The 23649-nt window shown below is 65.3% G+C and carries 22 protein-coding genes and 4 tRNA genes; 15 read left to right on the forward strand and 11 right to left on the reverse strand.

The genetic code is table 11. The annotated features are described in order from the left end of the window. Positions 1–9: 9 nt before the first annotated feature. A complete protein-coding gene (clpA, locus tag EA796_RS05320; protein ID WP_122107816.1) occupies positions 10–2280 on the forward strand; it encodes an ATP-dependent Clp protease ATP-binding subunit ClpA in 2271 nt (756 codons plus the stop codon). Positions 2281–2375: 95 nt separating this feature from the next. On the opposite strand, the gene infA is transcribed toward clpA, so the two are convergent. From infA to trxB, 4 genes are all read right to left on the reverse strand, one after another. After that, positions 2376–2594 (reverse strand): translation initiation factor IF-1, encoded by a 219-nt coding sequence (gene infA / locus EA796_RS05325; protein WP_002553999.1) that lies wholly within the window; start codon positions 2592–2594, stop codon positions 2376–2378. Between the two features lie 138 nt (positions 2595–2732). After that, entirely contained in the window at positions 2733–3440 is a 708-nt protein-coding gene (locus tag EA796_RS05330) for an arginyltransferase (protein ID WP_122107817.1), read from the reverse strand. A gap of 198 nt (positions 3441–3638) precedes the next feature. After that, positions 3639–4319: a leucyl/phenylalanyl-tRNA--protein transferase gene (gene aat / locus EA796_RS05335; protein ID WP_122107818.1), complete on the reverse strand. Its 681-nt coding sequence runs from the start codon at positions 4317–4319 to the stop codon at positions 3639–3641. Between the two features lie 61 nt (positions 4320–4380). Continuing rightward, a complete protein-coding gene (gene trxB, locus EA796_RS05340; RefSeq protein WP_122107819.1) occupies positions 4381–5331 on the reverse strand; it encodes a thioredoxin-disulfide reductase in 951 nt (316 codons plus the stop codon). A 204-nt stretch (positions 5332–5535) separates the two neighbouring features. On the opposite strand from trxB, the gene ftsK reads away from it, so the two are divergent. The 6 genes from ftsK to cysG all read left to right on the forward strand — a co-directional run bounded on the left by ftsK (position 5536) and on the right by cysG (position 13352). Next, positions 5536–7947: a DNA translocase FtsK gene (gene ftsK, locus EA796_RS05345; protein ID WP_371921457.1), complete on the forward strand. Its 2412-nt coding sequence runs from the start codon at positions 5536–5538 to the stop codon at positions 7945–7947. Between the two features lie 193 nt (positions 7948–8140). Then, complete coding sequence (gene lolA / locus EA796_RS05350) at positions 8141–8767, forward strand: outer membrane lipoprotein chaperone LolA (protein ID WP_021442562.1); 627 nt, start codon at positions 8141–8143, stop codon at positions 8765–8767. 3 nt (positions 8768–8770) lie between these two features. Further along, entirely contained in the window at positions 8771–10093 is a 1323-nt protein-coding gene (locus tag EA796_RS05355) for a replication-associated recombination protein A (RefSeq protein ID WP_122107821.1), read from the forward strand. Then, positions 10093–10473 carry a fluoride efflux transporter CrcB gene (gene crcB / locus EA796_RS05360; RefSeq protein ID WP_031302765.1) on the forward strand — a complete coding sequence of 127 codons (381 nt, stop codon included), beginning with the start codon at positions 10093–10095 and terminating at the stop codon, positions 10471–10473. Before EA796_RS05355 ends, crcB begins: the two co-directional genes overlap by 1 nt. Positions 10474–10551: 78 nt before the next feature. Then, positions 10552–11832, forward strand: coding sequence for a serine--tRNA ligase (gene serS, locus EA796_RS05365; protein WP_122107822.1), 1281 nt, complete (start codon positions 10552–10554; stop codon positions 11830–11832). A 131-nt stretch (positions 11833–11963) separates the two neighbouring features. After that, complete coding sequence (gene cysG, locus EA796_RS05370) at positions 11964–13352, forward strand: siroheme synthase CysG (RefSeq protein ID WP_021442558.1); 1389 nt, start codon at positions 11964–11966, stop codon at positions 13350–13352. Positions 13353–13500: 148 nt separating this feature from the next. Here the strand turns inward: cysG and EA796_RS05375 are convergent, their stop codons facing one another. The 7 genes from EA796_RS05375 to EA796_RS05405 form a co-directional block, all read right to left on the reverse strand. Continuing rightward, positions 13501–14499 (reverse strand): glutathione S-transferase family protein, encoded by a 999-nt coding sequence (locus tag EA796_RS05375; protein WP_021442557.1) that lies wholly within the window; start codon positions 14497–14499, stop codon positions 13501–13503. An 85-nt stretch (positions 14500–14584) separates the two neighbouring features. Continuing rightward, entirely contained in the window at positions 14585–15568 is a 984-nt protein-coding gene (locus EA796_RS05380) for a glycosyl transferase family protein (protein WP_122107823.1), read from the reverse strand. Then, positions 15565–15900 carry a TusE/DsrC/DsvC family sulfur relay protein gene (locus tag EA796_RS05385; RefSeq protein ID WP_021442555.1) on the reverse strand — a complete coding sequence of 112 codons (336 nt, stop codon included), beginning with the start codon at positions 15898–15900 and terminating at the stop codon, positions 15565–15567. The genes EA796_RS05380 and EA796_RS05385 overlap by 4 nt, the downstream gene beginning before the upstream one ends. Continuing rightward, positions 15897–16196 (reverse strand): sulfurtransferase complex subunit TusB, encoded by a 300-nt coding sequence (tusB, locus tag EA796_RS05390; RefSeq protein WP_122107824.1) that lies wholly within the window; start codon positions 16194–16196, stop codon positions 15897–15899. Before tusB ends, EA796_RS05385 begins: the two co-directional genes overlap by 4 nt. Then, entirely contained in the window at positions 16196–16555 is a 360-nt protein-coding gene (tusC, locus tag EA796_RS05395; protein ID WP_122107825.1) for a sulfurtransferase complex subunit TusC, read from the reverse strand. The genes tusB and tusC overlap by 1 nt, the downstream gene beginning before the upstream one ends. Further along, positions 16555–16947, reverse strand: coding sequence for a sulfurtransferase complex subunit TusD (gene tusD, locus EA796_RS05400; RefSeq protein ID WP_021442552.1), 393 nt, complete (start codon positions 16945–16947; stop codon positions 16555–16557). Before tusD ends, tusC begins: the two co-directional genes overlap by 1 nt. Positions 16948–17102: 155 nt before the next feature. Beyond that, positions 17103–17771 carry a Bax inhibitor-1/YccA family protein gene (locus EA796_RS05405; RefSeq protein ID WP_122107826.1) on the reverse strand — a complete coding sequence of 223 codons (669 nt, stop codon included), beginning with the start codon at positions 17769–17771 and terminating at the stop codon, positions 17103–17105. Positions 17772–17901: 130 nt separating this feature from the next. Here EA796_RS05405 and EA796_RS05410 point away from each other — a divergent pair. From EA796_RS05410 to EA796_RS05445, 8 genes are all read left to right on the forward strand, one after another. After that, positions 17902–17989 (forward strand) — tRNA-Ser (locus tag EA796_RS05410). 159 nt (positions 17990–18148) lie between these two features. Then, entirely contained in the window at positions 18149–18793 is a 645-nt protein-coding gene (uvrY, locus tag EA796_RS05415) for a UvrY/SirA/GacA family response regulator transcription factor (RefSeq protein WP_031302763.1), read from the forward strand. Between the two features lie 2 nt (positions 18794–18795). Beyond that, positions 18796–20619, forward strand: a complete 1824-nt coding sequence (uvrC, locus tag EA796_RS05420) for an excinuclease ABC subunit UvrC (RefSeq protein ID WP_122107827.1) — start codon at positions 18796–18798, stop codon at positions 20617–20619. 33 nt (positions 20620–20652) lie between these two features. Then, positions 20653–21213: a CDP-diacylglycerol--glycerol-3-phosphate 3-phosphatidyltransferase gene (gene pgsA / locus EA796_RS05425; protein ID WP_122107828.1), complete on the forward strand. Its 561-nt coding sequence runs from the start codon at positions 20653–20655 to the stop codon at positions 21211–21213. 67 nt (positions 21214–21280) lie between these two features. Continuing rightward, positions 21281–21356: transfer RNA gene (locus EA796_RS05430), tRNA-Gly, on the forward strand. A 38-nt stretch (positions 21357–21394) separates the two neighbouring features. Continuing rightward, positions 21395–21468, forward strand: a tRNA-Cys gene (locus EA796_RS05435). A gap of 120 nt (positions 21469–21588) precedes the next feature. After that, positions 21589–21675, forward strand: a tRNA-Leu gene (locus EA796_RS05440). 245 nt (positions 21676–21920) lie between these two features. Continuing rightward, entirely contained in the window at positions 21921–23240 is a 1320-nt protein-coding gene (locus EA796_RS05445) for a hypothetical protein (protein WP_122107829.1), read from the forward strand. Positions 23241–23649: the final 409 nt, after the last annotated feature.

Consider the following 23649-nt stretch of genomic DNA (forward strand, 5'->3'; position numbering starts at 1 on the left):
GGTGAAGCTATGTTGAATCGAGAGCTCGAAGTCACCCTCAATCTGGCTTTCAAGGAGGCGCGCGCCAAGCGTCATGAGTTCATGACGGTCGAGCACCTGCTGCTGGCCCTGCTGGATAATGAGGCGGCGGCCAGCGTGTTGCGCGCCTGTGGAGCCAATCTCGACAAGCTGCGCCATGATTTGCAGGAGTTCATCGACTCCACCACGCCGTTGATTCCCCAGCACGACGAAGAGCGCGAAACCCAGCCAACCCTGGGCTTCCAGCGCGTGCTTCAGCGCGCGGTGTTCCATGTGCAGAGTTCGGGCAAGCGCGAAGTCACCGGCGCCAACGTGCTGGTGGCGATCTTCAGCGAACAGGAAAGCCAGGCCGTGTTCCTGCTCAAGCAGCAGAGCGTGGCGCGTATCGACGTGGTCAACTACATCGCCCACGGCATCTCCAAGGTGCCGGGGCACGGCGATCATCACGAGAACGACCAGGAGATGCAGGACGAAGAGGGTGGCGAGGCCTCGGCCTCCGGCAATCCGCTGGACGCCTACGCCAGCAACCTCAACGAACTGGCGCGGCAGGGGCGCATCGACCCGTTGGTCGGTCGCGAGCACGAGGTCGAGCGCGTGGCGCAGATCCTCGCCCGGCGGCGCAAGAACAACCCGCTGCTGGTCGGCGAGGCAGGCGTCGGCAAGACCGCCATCGCCGAGGGCCTGGCCAAGCGCATCGTCGACGAGCAGGTGCCCGATCTGCTGGCCGACAGCGTGGTCTATTCCCTGGACCTCGGCGCGCTGCTGGCCGGCACCAAGTACCGCGGCGATTTCGAGAAGCGCTTCAAGGCGCTGCTCAACGAGCTGCGCAAGCGCCCGCACGCCATTCTGTTCATCGACGAGATCCACACCATCATCGGCGCCGGTGCGGCGTCCGGCGGGGTGATGGATGCTTCCAACCTGCTCAAGCCAATGCTGTCCTCAGGTGAGATTCGCTGCATCGGCTCCACCACCTTTCAGGAATTTCGCGGCATCTTCGAGAAGGATCGCGCCCTGGCGCGGCGCTTCCAGAAGGTCGACGTGGTCGAGCCGTCGGTCGACGACACCTACGGTATCCTCAAGGGGCTCAAGGCACGTTTCGAGCAGCATCACCATATCGAGTACAGCGACGAGGCCCTGCGTGCGGCGGCCGAGCTGGCCGCGCGCTACATCAACGACCGCCATATGCCGGACAAGGCCATCGACGTGATCGACGAGGCGGGCGCCTATCAGCGCCTGCAGCCGGAAGACAAGCGCGTGCCGCGCATCGAGGTGGCGCAGGTCGAGGACATAGTCGCGAAGATCGCGCGGATTCCGCCCAAGCACGTATCCAGCTCGGACAAGGAGCTGCTGCGCAACCTGGAGCGCGACCTCAAGCTCACCGTATTCGGCCAGGATGCCGCCATCGACTCGCTGGCCACGGCGATCAAGCTGTCGCGCGCCGGGCTCAAGGCACCGGACAAGCCGGTCGGCTCCTTCCTGTTCGCCGGCCCCACCGGGGTGGGCAAGACCGAGGCCGCCCGGCAGTTGGCCAAGGCCATGGGCATCGAGCTGGTGCGCTTCGACATGTCCGAGTACATGGAACGGCATACCGTGTCGCGGCTGATCGGCGCGCCGCCCGGTTACGTCGGTTTCGACCAGGGCGGTCTGTTGACCGAGGCGATCACCAAGCAGCCGCATTGCGTGCTGCTGCTGGACGAGATCGAGAAGGCCCATCCGGAAGTCTTCAATCTGCTGCTGCAGGTGATGGATCACGGTACCCTGACCGACAACAACGGGCGCAAGGCGGATTTCCGCAATGTGATCCTGATCATGACCACCAACGCCGGGGCGGAAACCGCGGCGCGGGCGTCGATCGGCTTCACCCAGCAGGATCACTCCACCGATGCCATGGAAGTGATCAAGAAGAGCTTCACTCCGGAGTTCCGCAACCGCCTGGACACCATCATCCAGTTCGGCCGCCTGAGCCACGAGACGATCAAGAGCATCGTCGACAAGTTCCTCACCGAACTGCAGGCGCAGCTGGAGGACAAGCGCGTCACCCTGGAGGTCAGCGATGCGGCGCGCGGCTGGCTGGCCGAGCGCGGTTACGACGTCATGATGGGCGCCAGGCCGATGGCACGTTTGATCCAGGACAAGATCAAGCGTCCGCTGGCAGAGGAAATCCTCTTCGGCGAGCTGGCCGAGCATGGCGGTGTGGTGCACATCGACATCAAGGATGGCGAGCCCAGCTTCGAGTTCGAGACGGCGGCAGAGGTCGCCTGATCGAATGGCCTCAAGTGCACTGAAAGCCCTGGTGGCTTTCAGTGAGCCAACGAAAACGCCCGGCATATGCCGGGCGTTTTCGTTTGGTGCTTGGCTTAACGGGCGCGGTAGGTGATGCGGCCCTTGCTCAAGTCATAAGGTGTCAGCTCGACGCGCACCTTGTCACCAGTGAGAATGCGGATGTAATTCTTGCGCATCTTGCCGGAGATGTGCGCGGTAACGACGTGCCCGTTTTCCAACTCCACGCGGAACATGGTGTTGGGCAGGGTGTCGACGACAGTGCCTTCCATTTCGAAGCTGTCTTCTTTCGACATGCAGTAAAGCCCTCGGTATCCAGGAAATGGCCCGGTGCAACTGGCGCCAGGCAAAAGCGGCGTGCATTGTGCCCGAAAACAGGAGGCTGCGCCAAGGGGCTTGGCGGGGAGAGCTTGCTCGGTGGTGCGCGCGAGGCTCTAGGTCAGGAGGGTCCAGCGCTGATTGACGAACAGCTCGATGGGGCGGTACTGGGTCTTGTAGTTCATCTTGCGGCAGTTCTTGATCCAGTAGCCGAGATAGACGGCCTGCAGTCCCAGGCGCGCGGTTTCGCCGATCTGCCAGAGGATGGCGAAGCGGCCGAGGCTGCGGCGCTCTTCGCTCGGGTCGTAGAAGGTGTAGACCGCTGACAGCCCGTTGGGCAGCAGGTCGGTCACAGCTATGGCTACCAGGCGACCGCGCAGACGGAATTCGTAGAAACGCGAAAACGGCAGGTCGCGCACCAGGAAGGTGGAGAACTGGTCGCGACTCGGCGGATACATGTCACCATCGGCGTGGCGCTGCTCGATGTAGCGCACGTAGAGCGCGTAGTACTCCTCGGTGAAGGCCGGGCGCACGGGACGCACGCTGATGTCTTGGTTGCGCTTGAGGATACGCCGCTGCTGGCGATTAGGGGTGAACACCGAGGCCGGGATGCGCGCCGGAACGCAGGCGGTGCACTGCTGGCAATGCGGGCGATAGAGGTGGTCGCCGCTGCGGCGAAAGCCCATTTCCGAGAGTTCGGCGTAGACCAGCACGTCCATGGGCTGACTGGGGTCGAGAAACAGGGTGGTGGCCTGTTCTTCGGGCAGATAGCTGCACGGATGAGGCTGGGTGGCGTAGAACTTCAGGCGGGCCAGCTCGGTCATGGCGGTGTCTCGGTAAAGCCTTGCCTAAGAGTGTAAGCCAAGTTCGGCTGCAAGCTACAGGTCCTCAGGCTGCCAGTGGTGCGAGTGGATTCGGGGGTGTAGGGCGGATCGGAACGCCGAGCGCTTGCAGCGCCGGCGGACAGTCCGTCGGGCCATACGGCGTTGCAGCTTCGCGCACGGATCGGTGCCCGCGGCGCTCTAGGCGAGCCAGTTTGCCGTGTTGGGCAGGTCCAGATGGCGCTGCAGGTAGTCGGCGAAAGCCGCGCGTGGGATGGCGCGGGCGCCGAAGCTGTGCAGGTGCTGGGTGGGCATCTGGCAGTCGATCAGGACGAAGCCCCACTGGCGCAGCTTGTCGACCAGGGTGGCGAACCCCACCTTGGAGGCGTTGTCGGCGCGGCTGAACATGGATTCGCCGAAGAACAGCTGGCCGATGGCCAGGCCATAGAGGCCGCCGACCAGTTCCTCGCCCTGCCAGACCTCCACCGAGTGGGCGATGCCGCGGCGGTGCAGCTCCAGGTAGGCGTCCTGCATGCTCGGGGTGATCCAGGTGCCGTCGGCGTAATCGCGCGGTGCGGCGCAGGCGCGGATCACCGCGGCGAAATCCCGGTCGAAGCTGACCCGATAACGCTGCTGGCGCAGCAGCTTGGCCAGGCTGCGGGAGAGATGCAGTTCGTCGGGAAACAGCACGGTGCGTGGATCGGGCGACCACCAGAGAATCGGCTGGCCGTCCTGGAACCAGGGGAAGCAGCCGTGGCGGTAGGCGCCGATCAGGCGATCGGCGCTGAGGTCGCCGCCAGCCGCGAGCAAACCGTTGGGCTCGCGCATGGCCTTGGCCAGTGGCGGGAATGCCAGGGAGTCGCGTTGCAGCCAGGTCAGCATGCGGGGTGTCCGGCGGAGCAGGGCAGGGGAGAGGGCGAGCGAAGCGGCTCGCCCGGGTGGATCAATGGCTGTCGAGGAACTTCTCGACGTCCAGTGCAGCCATGCAGCCGGCACCGGCGGAGGTGATGGCCTGACGGTAGACGTGGTCGGCCACGTCGCCGGCGGCGAATACGCCGTCGATACTGGTGGCGGTGGCGTTGCCTTCGCTGCCGCCCTTGATCAGCAGGTAGCCGTCGCGCATCTCCAGCTGGCCGGTGAACAGCTCGGTGTTGGGCTTGTGGCCGATGGCGATGAACACGCCGGCCAGCGGCAGTTCCTTGGTGGCGCCGTTTTCGGTGCTCTTCAGGCGCACGCCGGTGACGCCGGTCTGGTCGCCCAGCACCTCGTCGAGGGTGTGGTTCCAGTGCAGCTTGATATTGCCGTTGGCGGCCTTGTCGAACAGTTTGTCCTGCAGGATCTTCTCCGAGCGCAGCTTGTCGCGGCGATGAACCAGGTGCACTTCCTTGGCGATGTTGGACAGATACAGCGCCTCTTCCACGGCGGTGTTGCCGCCGCCGATCACCGCCACCACCTGGTTGCGGTAGAAGAAGCCGTCGCAGGTGGCGCAGGCCGATACGCCCTTGCCGGAGAAGGCTTCTTCCGAGGGCAGGCCGAGGTACTGGGCGCTGGCGCCGGTGGCGATGATCAGTGCGTCGCAGCTGTAGGTGCCGCTGTCGCCCTTGAGCACGAAGGGGCGGCTCTGCAACTCGGCGGTATGGATGTGGTCGTAGATGATCTCGGTGTCGAAGCGTTCGGCATGCTTCTGCATGCGCTCCATCAGCGCCGGGCCGGTCAGGCCTTCGACGTCGCCCGGCCAGTTGTCCACCTCGGTGGTGGTGGTGAGTTGGCCGCCGGGTTGGATGCCGGTGATGACCACGGGCTTGAGATTGGCGCGAGCGGCGTAGACGGCTGCGCTATAACCGGCAGGGCCGGAGCCCAGGATAATCAGGCGTGAATGCTTGACTTCGCTCATAAAAAAACCCCATAAGCCTTTGTCACAAAAGAGAATGCGTGCTCCAATTGAGCCGCATGGAAGCTGCTGCCGGCTATGCTACACCGAAGCGGGGCGGGTGCGGGAGCTTGGCGATTGGCCGGTGGGCGACGGGCCTGGGGTAAATCCGTACAATGTCCGCGTTCTGCGGTTAACCATCAGATGGACGCGCCAGGGGCGCAGGAAATGGCTGTTTTGAAGAATTCCACCACGCAGATTCCGGACTGGCGGCAGAAACTTCAGTATCGACTGAAGGAGGGCGCATTGATTGCCCTGGCGGCGCTGTGCCTGTACCTGCTGATGACGCTGCTGACCTATAACGTCGCCGATCCGGCCTGGGACAACAGCGTGCAGGTCGAGCGCATTCTCAACGCCGGCGGCAGCATCGGCGCCTGGCTGTCCAGCGCGCTGTTCGGCGCCCTGGGCTATTTCGCCTACATCTTCCCGCTGCTGCTGGGCATCAAGACCTGGCAGGTGTTCCGCACGCGCAACCAGCCCTGGCACTGGAACGGCTGGCTGTTCTCCTGGCACAGCATCGGCCTGGTATTCCTGATCCTGTCCGGCGCGGCGCTCGGCGACATTCATTTCACGGCCGCGGCCGGCATGCAGGGCTCCGGCGGCGGCATGCTCGGCGCCAGCCTCGGCGACCTGGCCGTGCACGCGCTGAACGTGCAGGGCAGCACCTTGCTGTTCCTGGCGCTGTTCCTGTTCGGCCTGACCGTGTTCACCGACCTGTCCTGGTTCCGCGTGATGGACCTGACCGGCAAGATCACCCTGGACCTGATCGAGTTGATCAACGGCGCCATCACCGGCTGGTGGAACGCGCGCAACGAACGCAAGCAGATGAAAGTGCAGCTGCGCGAGCTGGACGAGCGGGTCAGCGAGGTGGCCGCGCCGGTGGTCAGCGATCGCCGCGAGCAGGCCAAGGTCAAGGAGCGCCTGCTCGAGCGCGAAGAATCCCTGAGCAAGCACATGAGCGAGCGCGAGAAACGCCCGGCGCCGGTGATCACCCCGCCCGCGCCGCCCAAGGCGGCCGAGCCGAGCAAGCGCGTGCTCAAGGAAAAACAGGCGCCGCTGTTCGTCGACACGGCCATCGAAGGCAGCCTGCCGCCGATTTCCATTCTCGACGTCGCCGAGAAGAAGCAGAAGCAGTTCTCGCCTGAGTCGCTGGAGGCCATGTCGCGCCTACTGGAGATCAAGCTCAAGGAGTTCGGCGTCGAGGTGGTGGTCGAATCCGTGCATCCCGGTCCGGTGATCACCCGTTTCGAGATCCAGCCGGCGGCGGGGGTGAAGGTCAGCCGCATCTCCAACCTGGCCAAGGACCTGGCGCGTTCGATGGCCATGGTCAGCGTGCGTGTGGTCGAGGTGATCCCCGGCAAGACCACCGTGGGCATCGAGATTCCCAACGAAGACCGGCAGATCGTGCGCTTCTCCGAGGTGCTGTCGTCGCCCGAGTACGACGATGCCAAGTCGCCGGTGACCCTGGCCCTGGGCCACGACATCGGCGGTCGCCCGGTGATCACCGACCTGGCCAAGATGCCGCACCTGCTGGTGGCCGGTACCACCGGCTCGGGTAAATCGGTGGGGGTCAACGCGATGATCCTGTCGATCCTGTTCAAGTCCACGCCGGAAGAGGCGCGGATGATCATGATCGACCCGAAGATGCTGGAGCTGTCGATCTACGAGGGCATTCCGCACCTGCTCTGCCCGGTGGTCACCGACATGAAGGAAGCCGCCAACGCCCTGCGCTGGTCGGTCGCCGAAATGGAACGCCGCTACAAGCTGATGGCGGCCATGGGCGTGCGCAACCTGGCTGGCTTCAACCGCAAGATCAAGGACGCCATCGAGGCCGGCACGCCGCTGACCGACCCGCTGTATCGCCGCGAGAGCATGGAAGACGAGGCGCCGCAGCTCAAGCCGCTGCCGACCATAGTCGTGGTGGTCGATGAGTTCGCCGACATGATGATGATCGTCGGCAAGAAGGTCGAAGAACTGATCGCCCGTATCGCGCAGAAGGCGCGCGCCGCCGGCATCCACCTGATCCTCGCCACCCAGCGTCCCTCGGTGGACGTGATCACCGGCCTGATCAAGGCCAACATCCCCACCCGCATGGCCTTCCAGGTGTCGAGCAAGATCGACTCGCGAACCATCCTCGACCAGGGCGGCGCGGAACAATTGCTCGGCCATGGCGACATGCTCTATCTGCCGCCCGGCACCGGCCTGCCGATCCGTGTGCACGGCGCCTTCGTCTCCGACGACGAGGTGCACCGCGTCGTCGAGGCTTGGAAGCAGCGCGGCGCGCCGGACTATATCGAAGACATCCTCGCCGGCGTCGAAGAGGCCGGCAGCGGCTTCGAGGGCGGCGGCGGTGGTGGCGAAGGCGGCGAGGGCAGCGAGGAAGATCCGCTGTACGACGAAGCGGTCAACTTCGTCCTGGAAAGCCGCCGCGCCTCCATTTCCGCGGTGCAGCGCAAGCTGAAGATCGGCTACAACCGCGCCGCGCGGATGATCGAGGCGATGGAGATGGCCGGCGTGGTCAGCTCGATGAACACCAACGGCTCGCGCGAGGTGATCGCGCCCGGGCCGTCGCGCGACTGAGAGGTTGTGAATAAATCTACTGCGTTCCGGCGAAACGCGACCTGCCTTCGCTCGCTACGATTTCTTCACAACCGCTGAGCGCGGCGGCCGCGGACAAATCGGCGGATTCGCGGTCTACAAGATTCCACGGCGGCCCCAGCGGCGGCCGAGCAATGCGGGGCGTGGACGTCCCGCCATCCTTCAAGGGGTTTATATGCGTGTTATCCGCCTGCTGATGCTGGCCGCTCTGAGTTTCACCCTGCTGACCGCCCAGGCCGACGAAGAGGCGGCCACCCAGCGCCTGACCGAACTGCTCAACCAGGCGCAGACCATCAGTGCCCGTTTCTCCCAGCTCACCCTCGACGCCAGCGGCACCCAGCTGCAGGAAACCGCCGGGCAGCTGGTGCTCAAGCGTCCAGGGCTGTTCCGCTGGCACACCGACGAGCCGATGGAGCAGTTGCTGGTGTCCAACGGCCAGAAGGTCTGGCTGTACGACCCGGACCTGGAGCAGGTGACCATCCAGACTCTCGACCAGCGCCTGACCCATACCCCGGCGCTGCTGCTGTCCGGCGACGTGTCGCAGATCCGCGAGAACTTCGAGATCAGCTACAAGGAAGGCGGCAGCGTGGTCGACTTCATCCTCAAGCCCAAGGCCAAGGACAGCCTGTTCGACAGCCTGCGCCTGTCGTTCCGCAACCGCGTGCTCAACGACATGCAGCTGATCGACAGCATCGGCCAGCGCACCAATATCCTGTTCCTCAACGTGAAGATGAACGAGCCGGTCGAAGATCACCTGTTCAGCTTCGACATTCCGCAAGGGGCGGACGTCATTCAGGAGTAAGGCGTGGACCTGTTCGGTCGGCAACCCGTCGCACAACCCCTGGCCGCGCGCCTGCGCGCGACCAGCCTGGACGAGTACGTCGGCCAGGAACACGTGCTCGGCCCGGGCAAGCCGCTGCGCGAGGCGCTGGAGCAGGGCGCCCTGCACTCGATGGTCTTCTGGGGGCCGCCGGGCGTGGGCAAGACCACCCTGGCACGGTTGCTGGCCAAGGTCACCGATGCGCACTTCGAGACCATTTCTGCGGTGCTCTCCGGGGTCAAGGAGATCCGCCAGGCGGTGGAGGTGGCCCAGCAGCACGCCGCCCAGTATGGCCGGCGCACCATCCTCTTCGTCGACGAAGTGCACCGCTTCAACAAGAGCCAGCAGGACGCCTTCCTGCCCTATGTGGAAGACGGCACGCTGATCTTTATCGGCGCCACCACGGAAAACCCCTCCTTCGAGCTGAACAACGCGCTGCTGTCGCGCGCCCGCGTCTACGTGCTCAAGAGTCTCGATGAGGCGGCGATGCGCAAGCTGGTGGGCCGTGCGCTGAGCGAGCCGAAGGGCCTGGCCGGGCGTAACCTGAGCCTGCCGGAGGAGAGCTTCCAGATCCTCCTGGCCGCCGCCGACGGCGACGGCCGGCGCCTGCTCAACTTCCTCGAGAACGCCGCCGACCTGGCCGAGGATGGCGGCGAGATCGGCGTGGAGCTGCTGCAGAACCTGCTGGGCGACAGCCGCAGGCGCTTCGACAAGGGCGGCGAGGCCTTCTACGATCAGATTTCCGCGCTGCACAAGTCGGTGCGCGGCTCCAGTCCCGACGGCGCGCTGTACTGGTACGCGCGCATGCTCGATGGCGGCTGCGACCCGCTGTATATCGCCCGGCGGGTAGTGCGCATGGCCAGCGAGGACATCGGCAATGCCGACCCGCGGGCCCTTACCCTGTGCCTCAACGCCTGGGACGTGCAGGAGCGTCTGGGCAGTCCCGAGGGCGAGTTGGCGGTGGCCCAGGCCATCGTCTATCTGGCCTGCGCGCCGAAGAGCAACGCGGTGTACACGGCATTCAAGGCGGCCATGCGCGACGCCGCCGAACAGGGCTCGCAGGAAGTGCCGCTGCACCTGCGCAACGCGCCGACCAAGCTGATGAAGCAGCTCGGCTATGGCGACGAGTACCGCTACGCCCATGACGAGCCGGATGCCTATGCCGCCGGCGAGGATTATTTCCCCGAGGCGCTGCAACCGCGCCAGTACTACGACCCGGTACCGCGTGGCCTGGAGCTGAAGATTCGCGACAAGCTCAAGCACCTGCGCAATCTGGACGCCAGCAGTCCGAGGCGGCGGCGAAAATGATGGTTCGCGTGGCGCTTGCCGTGGCCCTGGGGGGCGCGGCCGGTTCGGTTATGCGCTTTCTGGTCGCGAGCTGGGTCGCCGGTCACTGGCCGCGGCATTTCTACCTGGCTACCTTCGCGGTGAACCTCCTCGGTTGTCTGCTGATCGGCCTGTTGTCCGGCCTGTTTCTCACCCGCAGCGATCTGCCGCTGGAGCTGCGCACCGGGCTGATTACCGGAGTGCTGGGCGGCTTCACCACCTTTTCCTCCTTCAGTCTGGAGATGTTGAAGCTGATGGAGGGCGGTCGCGCCGTCGAAGCCTTCGGCTACCTGGCGTTCAGCATCATCGGCGGCCTGCTGGCGGCCTGGGCCGGGTTGAGCCTGGCCCGATTGGCATCCTGACCCGCTAAGGCTTTACACTCCACAACCCGCGCCACACTGCTGGCCACCACCATTTCGCCGTTGTCTTGAGACCCGAATATGCTCGATTCCAAACTTGTCCGCACGCAACTCACCGAAATCGCCGAGCGCCTCGCCACGCGAGGCTTCGTCCTCGACGTCGCCCGCTTCGAGGCCCTGGAGAGTCAGCGCAAGGCGGTGCAGGTGCGCACCGAGCAACTGCAGGCCGAGCGTAACAGCCGTTCCAAGGCCATCGGCCAGGCCAAGGCGCGCGGCGAGGACATCGCGCCGCTGCTGGCCGAAGTAGACCAGCTGGGCAGTGACCTGGAAGCGGGCAAGCGTGAACTCGATGCCATCCAGAACGAGCTGGACAACCTGCTGCTGAACATTCCCAACCTGCCGCACGAGTCGGTGCCGGTCGGCGAAGACGAGGACGGCAACGTCGAAGTATCGTGCTGGGGCACCCCGCGCAGCTTCGATTTCGCGGTCAAGGATCACGTCGCCCTCGGCGAGCAGCACGGCTGGCTGGATTTCGAGACCGCCGCCAAGCTCTCCGGCGCCCGTTTCGCCCTGCTGCGCGGCCCCATCGCCCGCCTGCACCGCGCCCTGGCGCAGTTCATGATCAACCTGCATACCGGCGAGCACGGCTATGAGGAGGCCTACACCCCGTACCTGGTGCAGGCCCCGGCCCTGCAGGGCACCGGCCAGCTGCCGAAGTTCGAGGAAGACCTGTTCAAGATCGCCCGCGAAGGCGAGGCGGACTTCTACCTGATCCCCACCGCCGAGGTGTCGCTGACCAATATCGTCGCCGGTGAGATCCTCGACGCCAAGCAGCTGCCGCTGAAGTTCGTCGCCCACACCCCCTGCTTCCGCAGCGAGGCGGGCGCCTCCGGTCGCGATACCCGCGGCATGATCCGCCAGCACCAGTTCGACAAGGTGGAGATGGTGCAGATCGTCGAGCCGAGCAAGTCCTTCGAGGCGCTGGAAGGCATGACCGCCAACGCCGAACGCGTGCTGCAACTGCTCGAGCTGCCATACCGCAAGCTGGCCCTGTGCACCGGCGACATGGGGTTCTCCGCGGTGAAGACCTACGACCTGGAAGTCTGGGTGCCGAGCCAGGACAAATACCGCGAGATTTCCTCCTGCTCCAACTGCGGCGACTTCCAGGCCCGCCGCATGCAGGCGCGCTACCGCAACCCGGAAACCGGCAAGCCGGAGCTGGTGCACACCCTCAACGGCTCCGGGCTGGCGGTGGGGCGTACCCTGGTGGCCGTGCTGGAGAACTACCAGCAGGCCGACGGCAGCATCCGCGTGCCCGAGGTGCTCAAGCCCTATATGGGCGGCATCGAAGTGATCGGCTGAGCCGGTGCAGAATAGGGGTGGCGCGGCCACCCCGTTTTTTAGGCGGAATGCCGGACGATGATCGTCGCGCGTAGGGTGCGCATGGTGCCCCCTACTAAGCTCGCCTTACTACCTCTTACGAGGCTGATCTGATGCAGTTCCTTCCGCTGTTCCACAAGTTGCAGGATCGCCCGGTGCTGGTGATCGGCGGTGGCGAAGTCGCCCTGCGCAAGGCGCGCCTGCTGAGCGACGCCGGCGCCCGTCTGCGCGTCGTCGCGCCGGAGATCCGCAGCGAGCTGCAGGAATTGGCAGGACCGGCCGGTATCTTCCTGCGTGGCTACCAGGCCAGCGACCTGCAGGGCGTGGCCCTGGTGATCGCCGCCACCGACGACGAGCCGCTCAACGCGCAGATTTCCGTGCAGGCCCAGGCACTGGGGATTCCGGTCAACGTGGTGGACGCGCCGGCACTGTGCAGCGTGATCTTCCCGGCCATCGTCGACCGTTCGCCGCTGATCGTCGCGGTCAGCAGCGGCGGCGACGCGCCGGTGCTGGCGCGGCTGATCCGCGCCAAGATCGAGACCTGGATTCCGGCCACCTATGGCCAGCTGGCCAACCTGGGCAAGCGCTTTCGCGAGCGGGTCAAGCAGCTGTTCCCCGATGTGCAGCAGCGCCGGGTGTTCTGGGAGGACGTCTTCCAGGGCCAGGTGGCCGAAAGCGTGTTCGCCGGCAAGCCGGAGGAGGGCGAGCGTCTGCTTGAAGCGCGTCTGGCTGGCGCCGCACCGCGGGCGCTGGGCGAGGTGTACCTGGTCGGCGCCGGTCCGGGCGATCCCGACCTGTTGACCTTCCGCGCCCTGCGCCTGATGCAGCAGGCCGATGTGGTGCTCTACGACCGCCTGGTGGCGCCGGCCATCATCGAGCTGTGCCGCCGCGACGCCGAGCGCATCTACGTCGGCAAGCGCCGCGCCGACCACGCCGTGCCGCAGGAGCAGATCAACCAGCTACTCATCGACCTGGCCCGCCAGGGCAAGCGGGTACTGCGCCTGAAGGGCGGCGATCCCTTCATCTTCGGCCGCGGCGGCGAGGAGATCGAGCAGCTGGCCGCCGAGGGCATTCCCTTCCAGGTGGTGCCGGGTATCACCGCCGCCTCCGGCTGCGCGGCCTATGCCGGCATCCCGCTGACCCATCGCGACCATGCGCAGTCGGTGCGCTTCGTCACCGGCCACCTCAAGGACGGCAGCAGCGACCTGGCCTGGCAGGATCTGGTGGCGCCCAACCAGACCCTGGTGTTCTACATGGGGCTGGTGGGGCTGGCCGGCATCTGCGAGCAACTGATCGCCCATGGCCGTGCGCCCACCACCCCGGCGGCGCTGATCCAGCAGGGCACCACGCAGAACCAGCGGGTGTTCACCGGTACCCTGGCGAGCCTGCCGCAGTTGGTGGCCGAGCATGAGGTGCATGCGCCGACCCTGGTGATAGTCGGCGAGGTGGTGCAGTTGCGCGACAAGCTGGCCTGGTTCGAAGGGGCGCAGAGCGACGTCTGAGCGGGGCGCGTTTGTGCTCAGCACCCAGGGTGGATGAGGTCTTCTGCATCCACCGTTACTCCTGTCAGAGTGGATCGATAAAGCGCGATCCACCCTGCCGGATGGTGGCTTCTCCCGGGGGCGGCTTCAGCCGCGAATCAGCCTATTCCTAGCGCTGGAACACGCCCTTGCCCGGCAAGCGTTGGCGATCATGGGGGTGATTGAAGTCCAGCTTCGGCCCCTTCGGAATAACCCCGGTCGGGTTGATGCTGGCGTGGCTGGCGTAGTAGTGCGACTTGATATGGGTGAAGTCCACCGTCTCGGCGATCCCTGGCCACTGGTAGAGCTCGCGCAGCCAGTTGGACAGGTTCGGATAGTCCTCGAGGCGCCGCAGGTTGCACTTGAAATGCCCGTGGTAGACGGCATCGAAGCGGATCAGCGTGGTGAACAGGCGGATATCGGCTTCGGTCAGGTACACACCGGCCAGGTAGCGTTGCTCGGCCAGTAGCGCCTCCAACTCGTCGAGGGCGGCGAACAGTTCGTCGAAGGCCTCCTCATAGGCCTCCTGAGTGGTGGCGAAGCCGGCACGGTAGACACCGTTGTTCACCGCCGGGTAGATGCGCTCGTTGAGCTGGTCGATGCGCTCGCGCAGCGCTTCGGGATAGAAATCCAGGCGATTGCCGGTCAGCTCATCGAAGGCGGAGTTGAACATGCGGATGATCTCCGCCGATTCGTTGCTGACGATGCCGCCGGTGTGCCTGTCCCACAACGCCGGCACCGTGACCCGGCCGCTGTAGTGCGGGTCGTCGGCGGTGTAGCGCTGGTGCAGGTAGCGCAGGTCATCGAGGCGGTCGCCGCTGGAGCCGAAGGCGCGGTCGAAGGTCCAGCCATGCTCGCGCATCAGCCAGCCGACCACCGAAACCTCGATCAGTGGCTCCAGCCCCTTGAGCTTGCGCAGGATCAGCGTGCGGTGGGCCCAGGGGCAGGCCAGCGACACGTAGAGGTGGTAGCGTCCGGCCTCGGCCTTGAAGCCGCCGTCGCCGCTCGGCCCGGCACTGCCGTCGGCGGTGATCCAGTGGCGGCGCTGGGCGTTCTCGCGCTGGAAGCGACCGCTGTCCCCGGTGTCGTACCACTGGTCGTGCCAGCGTCCATCGATCAACAAGCCCATCGCGCCTTCCTCCGTTTCGAATGAATCTGGAGTCTAGCGCCAGAGGCTCGATGGAAAGGTGGAAAAAACCGGTTGAACCCTTCGATCAGTTCGATTGGAGGCGGCGGCTCCAGCGTCGCTCGGCTTCGGCGAACGCCTGCTCGCGCGGCAGCCCCAGGCCGCGCAGTGCCAGGGCCATGGTGGCGATCACCGCCAGACGGCCGTAAGCGTCTTCGCGCTCGCCGCGCCAGAAGACGAGCAGCTGTTCGGGCTGCAGGCTTTCCGGTTTGACGTGGCGCTGCGCCGACAGCGCCGGCCATTCCTCGTCCCAGGCCTGGCCGTCCTGCGTGCCATAGAGGTGGCAGGCGGCATCGGGATTGACCTCGATCTCGCCGCCTTCGCCCTTGATCACTATGGCGTGATCGCCGAGCAGCTGGCTGGCCTCGCGGTGCACCGCCTGGTAGCCGGGATGGAAGATGCTCTGCAGGCCGCAGCGTGCGCCGAGCGGATTGAGCACACGCGCCAGGGAATGAATCGGCGAGCGCAGGCCGAGGGTGTTGCGCAGGTCGATCATGCGCTGCAGCGCTGGCATCCAGTCGCCCAGGTGGCTGTAGGCGAGGCGGTGCTGTTGCAGGGCGGCGTCCACCGCCGACCAGTCGCGGCACAGGGGAATCCCCAGTGGTTGCAGCAACTGCTCGCAGTACAGGCGGCCGGCGGTATGCGCGCCACCGCCATGCAGGAAGATGCGCACGCCGCTGGCGGCCAGCGCCTTGGCCGCCAGCAGGTACCAGGGCAGATGCCGCTTCTTGCCGGCGTAGCTCGGCCAGTCCAGATCGACATCGATGGCAGGCGTTGCCAGGCGCGCGCGCACCGCCTCGGTGAAGCCGGCCAGTTCCTCGGCGCTTTCCTCCTTGTGCCGCAGCAGCATGAGGAAGGCGCCCAACTGAGTGTCCTCGGCCTTGCCGTCGAGCAGCAGACCCATGGCCTCGCGGGCTTCCTCGCGGGTCAGGCTGCGCGCGCCGCGCTTGCCCTTGCCGAGGATGCGCACGAACTGGGCGAAGGGGTGTTCGGCGGGAGTGATCAGGTTCATAGGCAATTGGTCGGTTTCGGCAGGCCGGCGAGCTTGGCCGCCAGTTTGGCTGGGGTGCCCTTGAACAGGCGGTTGAGGTGCAGGCTGTTGCCCTTGTCCGGACCCAGCTTGAGGGCCACGTACTTGATCAGCGGGCGGTTGGCCGGCGACAGCTGGAATTCGGCGTAGAAGGCGCGCAGCAGCTGGAGAATCTCCCAGTGCTCGGCGCTCAGTGGCAGGTCTTCGGCCGCGGCCAGGGCCTCGGCGACCGGCTCGGACCAGTCCTGCAGGTCGACCAGGTAGCCGTCCTTGTCCAGGGCGATTTCACGGCCGTCGAGGTTCAGGACGTTCATAACCAGCTGTTGACCTTGGCGTAACGGCTGCACAGTTCGACGAAACCGGGGTAATCCACCGCCTGCACCCGTTCGGGCGCCGTCAGGCCGCGGGCAGCGAGGTCTTCGTCCAGCGCATAGAGGGCGATGCCGCTCGGCAGCAGTTGCAGCGCCTGCAGGTTGGCGGTGTTTGGCTGCAGCGCGTAGAGCGCATCGCCGGTGAGCAGCAGGGCATCGTTCGCGCCGAGCAGGCGCAGGCAGCTGACCAGGCGGCTGTCGGCGAAGGGCGAGTGAGAGAGGATATGCAGGGTGGCCATCAGAGGGTGATCACCTGGTCGTAGCGGTCGAGTAGGCTGGTCAGTGCGCCGTCGTCCAGGCGCTGCACCGCGAGCTGCAACTCGGCATCGTCGAGGCCGCGCTCGCTCAGGCTGCGGGCGCTGGCATATAGCGCCTCCACGCCGAACAGCGGCAGGGCCTGCAGGTTGGCACCGAGATCCTTCTGTTGCACGGCCCCGGGCTGTTGGCCGGCGGCCAGCTGGAACACGCCATCGTCGAGAAACAGCAGGCCGATGGGCAGGTCGAAGGCGCCGCCGGCCAGGGCGATGTCCAGTGCCTCGCGGGCACCGGGGCCGCTCCAGGGCGCCTGACGACTGATGATCAGCAGCGACTTGCTCATTACTGGCCTCCGAAGCAGATCAGGCGGTCGGCCTGCTGCGCCGCCTCATGCAACTGGCCGAGGCCGGACAGCTCCCAGGGCGCCTGCAGGTTGGCCGCCGGCCGTGCGTAACGCTGCGCCTCATCGGCATCGAGCACGCCGCGGCGCAGGGCGGCGGCGATGCACACCACGGCGTCCAGCCCGTGCTCGCTGACGAACTCGCGCCATTCCCGCGGCAGGTCGAGCTCGTCCTGCGGGCTGACCACGTTGCTGGCCGCGCTGTGCACGCCGTCCTGGTAGAAGAACAGGCGCACGATCTCGTGGCCGCCGGCCAGGGCGGCCTGGGCGAAACGCAGGGCGCGGCGGGAGGCGGGCAGATGGGGCGCAGCGAACAGGGCGATGGCGAATTTCATGGAGCGTCCGGCGAGGCAAACTGACGGCAATGATAAGGCCAGGGGCGCATGGCAGACAAAGAGTCCTTGACGGTGTCTTGGTGGGCGCGGGCTTTGCGCCAACAAGCGCGCAAAGAAAAGCCCGCCGAGGCGGGCTTGAAGGGGGACGAAAAGGATCAGTCGTCGCCGCCCATGATGCCGAAGATCTGCAGCAGGCTGACGAACAGGTTGTAGATCGACACGTACAGGCTGATGGTGGCCATGATGTAGTTGCGCTCGCCGCCATGGATGATGGCGCTGGTCTGATAGAGGATGCAGACCGAGGAGAACAGCACGAAGCCGGCACTGATGGCCAGTTGCAGGCCGCTGATCTGGAAGAAGAAGCTGGCCAGCACGGCGGCGAGCAGGACGAAGAAGCCGGCGGTGATGAAGCCGCTGAGGAAGCTCATGTCCTTGCGGGTGGTCAGCACATAGGCGGACAGGCCGCAGAATACCAGCGCGGTCATGGAGAAGGCCGAGCTGATCACCTCGGCGCCGTTGGCCATGCCCAGGTAGCGGTTGAGGATCGGCCCGAGGGTGTAGCCCATGAAGCCGGTCAGCGCCAGGGTGGAAACCAGGCCCCAGGCCGAGTCACGCAGCTTGTAGGTGAGGAAGAACAGGCCGTAGAAGCCGATCAGCACCACGAAGAAGTTCGGGTAGGGCAGGTTGGCGCGCTGGCTGAGGAAGGCGACCAGGCCGCTGAAGGCCAGGGTGATGGCCAGCAGGCCGTAGGTATTGCGCAGGACGCGGCTGACTTCCAGCTGCTCGGCCTGCGAGTGATTGAGTACGTAGTCTTGCTCTTGCATGGCGACGCTCCTGTGGCACAAGGGTTCCGATATTCGAATGTTCCCGATCATAGCAGAGCCCGGCGCAGTGCCAAGGCGCAGAGTTTGACAGTGTGTTGCGTTCCGGTAAGATTGCCGCCCGCACTGCAGCGGAGGTGTGGCCGAGTGGTTTAAGGCAACGGTCTTGAAAACCGTCGATGGGCAACTATCCGTGAGTTCGAATCTCACCGCCTCCGCCAATTCCTTTTGCCTTGACGCAATTTCTGATCTTTATCTGGCGCTTGCTTTTTGACTGCCGTGCGCCAAGCTAGGTCAGGCCTTGGCTTTTTGCTAAGGTGACCGACAAGTTCAACCTCACCGCGTACGCGGTGGCTGACAAGGTGCAACGAGGTGGCCGATTGATTAGGGTGCTGGTGGTCGACGACCACGATCTGGTTCGCACAGGCATTACGCGCATGCTCGCCGACATCGACGGCCTGCAGGTGGTGGGCGAGGCCTGCACCGGGGAAGAATCCCTGCTCAAGGTGCGTGAGCTCAAGCCGGACGTGGTGCTGATGGACGTCAAGATGCCCGGCATCGGCGGCCTGGAAGCCACGCGCAAGCTGATGCGCAGCCATCCCGACATCAAGGTCGTCGCCGTCACCGTATGCGAGGAAGATCCCTTCCCCACGCGCCTGTTGCAGGCCGGCGCCGCCGGTTACCTGACCAAGGGCGCGGCGCTGGAGGAGATGGTCCAGGCCATCCGCCTGGTGTTCGCCGGCCAGCGCTACATCGACCCGCAGATCGCCCAACAACTGGCACTGAAGTCCTTCCAGCCGCAGAGCAACGGCTCGCCGTTCGACCTGCTGTCCGAGCGCGAGATCCAGATCGCGTTGATGATTGCCAACTGCCACAAGGTGCAGAACATCTCGGACAAGCTGTGCCTGTCGCCGAAGACGGTCAATACCTACCGCTACCGCATCTTCGAGAAGCTCTCCATCACCAGCGACGTCGAGTTGGCGCTGCTCGCGGTGCGCCACGGCATGGTCGACGCCGTCAGCTGAAGATGTCCGCCCCCTTCGATTCGAGTGCCTTCCTGGCGACCTGCAGCGGTCGCCCCGGCGTCTATCGCATGTTCGACGGCGAGGCCAAGCTGCTCTACGTCGGCAAGGCGAAGAACCTGAAGAAACGCCTGGCCAGCTATTTCCGCAAGACCGGCCAGGCGCCCAAGACCGCCGCCCTGGTGGCGCGCATCGCGCAAATCGAAACCACCATCACCGCCAACGAGACCGAGGCGCTGCTGCTCGAGCAGACCCTGATCAAGGAATGGCGGCCGCCGTACAACATCCTGCTGCGCGACGATAAGTCCTATCCCTACGTGTTTCTCTCCGACGGCGACTTCCCGCGCCTGGGCATCCATCGCGGCGCCAAGAAGGCCAAGGGGCGCTACTTCGGCCCCTATCCCAGTGCGCTGGCGATCCGCGAGAGCCTCAGCCTGCTGCAGAAGACCTTCCTCGTCCGCCAGTGCGAGGACAGCTACTACAAGAACCGCACGCGGCCATGCCTGCAGTATCAGATCAAGCGCTGCAAGGGGCCTTGCGTCGGCCTGGTCACGCCCGAGGAATACGCCGAGGACGTGCGCCACTCGGTGATGTTCCTCGAAGGGCGCAGCAACGCCCTGAGCGACGAACTTTCCGCCGGCATGGAAAAGGCCGCCATGGCCCTGGAGTTCGAGCGCGCCGCCGAGCTGCGCGATCAGATCGCCCTGCTGCGCCGGGTGCAGGATCAGCAGAGCATGGAAGGCGGCAGCGGCGACGTCGACGTGATCGCGGTGATGCTCAATCCCGGCGGCGCCTGCGTGCACCTGATCAGCGTGCGCGGTGGCCGGGTGCTGGGCAGCAAGAACTTCTTCCCTCAGGTGGCGATCGAGGAGGAGGGCGGCGACGTGCTGATGGCCTTCCTCGCCCAGTACTACCTGGGCAATGTCGAGCGCGACCTGCCGAGCGAGCTGATCGTCAACGTGCAGCACGAGGATTTCGCCACCCTGATCGAGGCGGTCGAATCCTTGCGCGGGCGCAGCCTGAGCATCAGCCATCGCGTGCGCGGCACCCGCGCGCGCTGGCAGCAACTGGCGGTGACCAATGCCGAGCAGGCGCTGGCCGCGCGTCTGGCCAATCGTCAGCATCTGGCCGAGCGCTTCGAGGCGCTGGCCACGGTGCTGCAGATGGACGAGCCGCCGCAGCGCATGGAGTGCTTCGATATCAGCCATTCCAGCGGCGAGGCGACGGTGGCGTCCTGCGTGGTGTTCGGCCCGGAAGGCCCGCTCAAATCCGATTACCGCCGCTTCAATATCGAGGGCGTCACCGCCGGCGACGACTACGCGGCGATGCATCAGGCGCTGACCCGGCGCTTCAGCAAGCTCAAGGACGGCGAAGGCAAGCTGCCGGACGTGCTGCTGGTGGATGGCGGCAAGGGCCAACTGGCCATGGCTCGCGAGGTGCTGCAGGAGCTGGCGGTGCCCGACCTGGTCCTGCTCGGCGTGGCCAAGGGCACCACGCGCAAGCCGGGGTTGGAGGTGCTCTATCTGAACGATGCCGAGCACGAATTCACCCTGCCGGGCAACTCGCCGGCGCTGCATCTGATTCAGCAGATTCGCGACGAGTCGCACCGTTTCGCCATCACCGGCCACCGCGCCCGGCGTGGCAAGGCGCGGCGCACCTCGAGCCTGGAGGAGGTGGCTGGCGTCGGCCCGAAGCGCCGGCGCGAGCTGCTCAACCACTTCGGCGGCCTGCAGGAACTGTCCCGCGCCAGCGCCGAGGAAATCGCCAAGGCGCCGGGAATCAGCAAAAAGCTCGCCGAGTTGATTTATGCCACCTTGCACAGCGAGTAGAATGCCCGCTCACCTCGCAGCCCAGTTGTGCCGATGAATATCCCCAACTTGCTTACCGTGCTCCGGGTTCTGCTGATCCCGGTCTTCATCCTGCTGTTCTACTTGCCGTTTTCCTGGAGCTACTGGGCCGCCAGCGCAGTCTTCGCCATCGCCGCCGTGACCGATTGGCTGGACGGCTATCTGGCACGGCGCTGGGAGCAGGGCACGCCGTTCGGCGCCTTCCTCGACCCGGTGGCGGACAAGCTGATGGTGGCGGTGGCCCTGGTGCTGCTGGCCGCCGAGCACTCCAACCTGTGGCTGACCCTGGCCGCGGCGACCATCATCGGACGCGAGATCGTGGTCTCCGCGCTGCGCGAATGGATGGCCGAACTGGGTGCGCGCGCGCATGTGGCGGTGTCCAATCTGGGTAAATGGAAAACCGCGGCGCAGATGGTGGCGCTGGTGATCCTGCTGGCCAATCCGCCGCAATTCACCTTCTGGGTATTGCTCGGTTATGCCCTGCTGATCATCGCCGCAGTGCTGACGTTGTGGTCGATGCTGCAGTACCTGCTGGCCGCCTGGCCGCACCTGCGCACCACCTCGGAAAAGAAATAAGTATTTTTGAATCAAAGGGTTGACGCGGCGATTCGATTCTATAGAATGGCGCCCGTCACCAAGACAAGCGGGAATAGCTCAGTTGGTAGAGCACGACCTTGCCAAGGTCGGGGTCGCGAGTTCGAGTCTCGTTTCCCGCTCCAGTTTTACACGAGTCGCCACGGCGGCTCGTTTGATTTAAGGCTGAGTTGCAGAGTGGTTATGCACCGGATTGCAAATCCGTGAACGCCGGTTCGATTCCGACCTCAGCCTCCAATTCAAAAAGCCTCGTAGATCCATGATTTACGAGGCTTTTTTATTACCCCAAGGCAATCCCCATGCCTTGCGGCTGCTGTAGGCGCTGTATATAGTCCAGCCCTTCAGCGCAGCGCTACCGCCCGAATGGCGAAATCGGTAGACGCAGGGGACTTAAAATCCCTCGCCAGCAATGGCATGCCGGTTCGAGTCCGGCTTCGGGCACCACTTCAAATCAAGTGCTTACGGATTTTCTGGGTCGCGCCAGTTCGTCCGCAATTCTATTTTTTCCGCAATTATCTTGTTGGCGATACCTCTTTGCCTCGGCGCCCTCTGATCTAGTGTTTTGTCATGACCATCGTCGCGCGCACTGCTTGCAGCGCGGCGGAGGAGATTCGCGCCTACCTGGCGTCCGGCGCGATCCGTTGATCCCGATAGGCCTGGCCATGGGCCGGCATGGGTGGAGTCGAACGATGGACGAGAACCTTTCCAAGGAGTCGCTGGCGCACCTGGTTTCTCTGGCCGGGCTGAGTGTCGAGACGCTGAACAGCCGCTGTTTCTGCATCAGTCTCGATGACGAGGCGCTGCGCGTCGCTTTGCAGCGCAGCCTGGGCCGGCCCGAGCTATATCGCCTGGTGCGCGAGCGCTGCCCCTACCTGTTCGCCGCCCAGCCGGTGTTCGTCGCTCCTGCCCAGTTGCAGCGTATGGCCGAAGTGATCGCCGCGGTCGAATCGGTGGTGGCGCTGCCGACCTACCGCGAGCGGGTACTGGCGCGAGCGCCGGTCATCGCCCGGCACGATCCCGGTGCCCGGGGCGTGTTCTTCGGCTACGACTTCCATGTCACCGAGGCAGGCTTCGGCTTGATCGAGATCAACAGCAATGCCGGCGGCGCCATGCTCAACGCGCTGTTGGCGCGGGCACAGAAGGTTTGCTGCCCAGCCCTTGAGCGCCTATTGCCGCCGGCGCGCCAGGCCGAGGCACTGGAGCAGGCGATAATTGCCATGTTCCACGAGGAATGGGCCCGAACCGGGCAGTCGCGCCCGCTGCTCAGCATTGCCATCGTCGATCAGGCGCCCGAGCACCAGTACCTCTACCCGGAGTTCCTGCTGTTCCAGCAACTGTTCCAGCGTCACGGGCTGCAGGCGGTGATTGCCGATCCGGGCGAGCTGCAGCTGCGCGACGGGCGGCTGTGGCACGGCGAGTGGGCCATCGACCTGGTCTACAACCGGCTAACCGACTTCTCCCTGCAGGCGCCGGCGCTTGGCGTCTTGCGTCAGGCCTACTTGGACGGTGCTGTGCTGCTTACCCCGCATCCGCGCGCTCATGCCCTATATGCTGACAAGCACAACCTGACTCTGCTCGGCGACGCCCGTCAGCTGGAACAGCTCGGCGTGCCGCCGGCCACCCGCGACTTGCTGCAGGCGGCGATTCCGACCACCGAAGCGGTGGGGGCGGGCAACGCCGAGCGTCTGTGGCGCGCGCGCAAGCAGCTGTTCTTCAAGCCCAGCGCCGGTTATGGCAGTCGCGCTGCTTACCGTGGCGACAAGCTGACGCAGCGGGTCTGGCAGGAGATTCTGGCCGGCGACTATGTGGCCCAGGCTCTGGTTCTGCCGGGGCAGCGCGCTTTGTCGGATGCAGCTCCGGCGCTCAAGTACGACTTGCGCGCCTACGTCTACAAGGGCCAGGTGCAGTGGGTAGCGGCACGCCTGTACCAGGGCCAGACCACCAACTTCCGTACCCCCGGCGGCGGCTTCGCGCCGGTATACCCGGGCGCCGCCCAAGCCTGCGCCTGATCACGCCGGCCGGTGCTGCGATAGCCCTGGGAAAATCAGTGCGGCGGCCCGTACGAAGGCGCTCGCTACGTTAGGCACAGGGTCTGGAACACCCAGCTGGGACACTGGGCATGGCCCCCCAAGGAAGAAACCGACGCCGTCGAGCGCGTTCTTGGAACCGGTCAGGCACGTCACCCGGCACAGGGGGACGCTGCTGCTCGCCGGGCACCGGCAGCTTGATCGAGTTCTTGCCGCTATCTTGCTTGGAGCTGTGGCGATGCCTGGCAGCGCCTGCGCCCCAGGCGCGCTGGCGATCGGATAGGTCCAATGCCTGCATGAATACCACTCGTCCGCTCATCACTGTCAACGATCCACGGCGTTGAGGTCGGCTGACGTAAATCAAAATGGCCGGTGACTGTCATTGCCATCG

The organism is Pseudomonas sp. AOB-7, assembly GCF_003696305.1.
Classification (GTDB): Bacteria; Pseudomonadota; Gammaproteobacteria; order Pseudomonadales; family Pseudomonadaceae; genus Aquipseudomonas.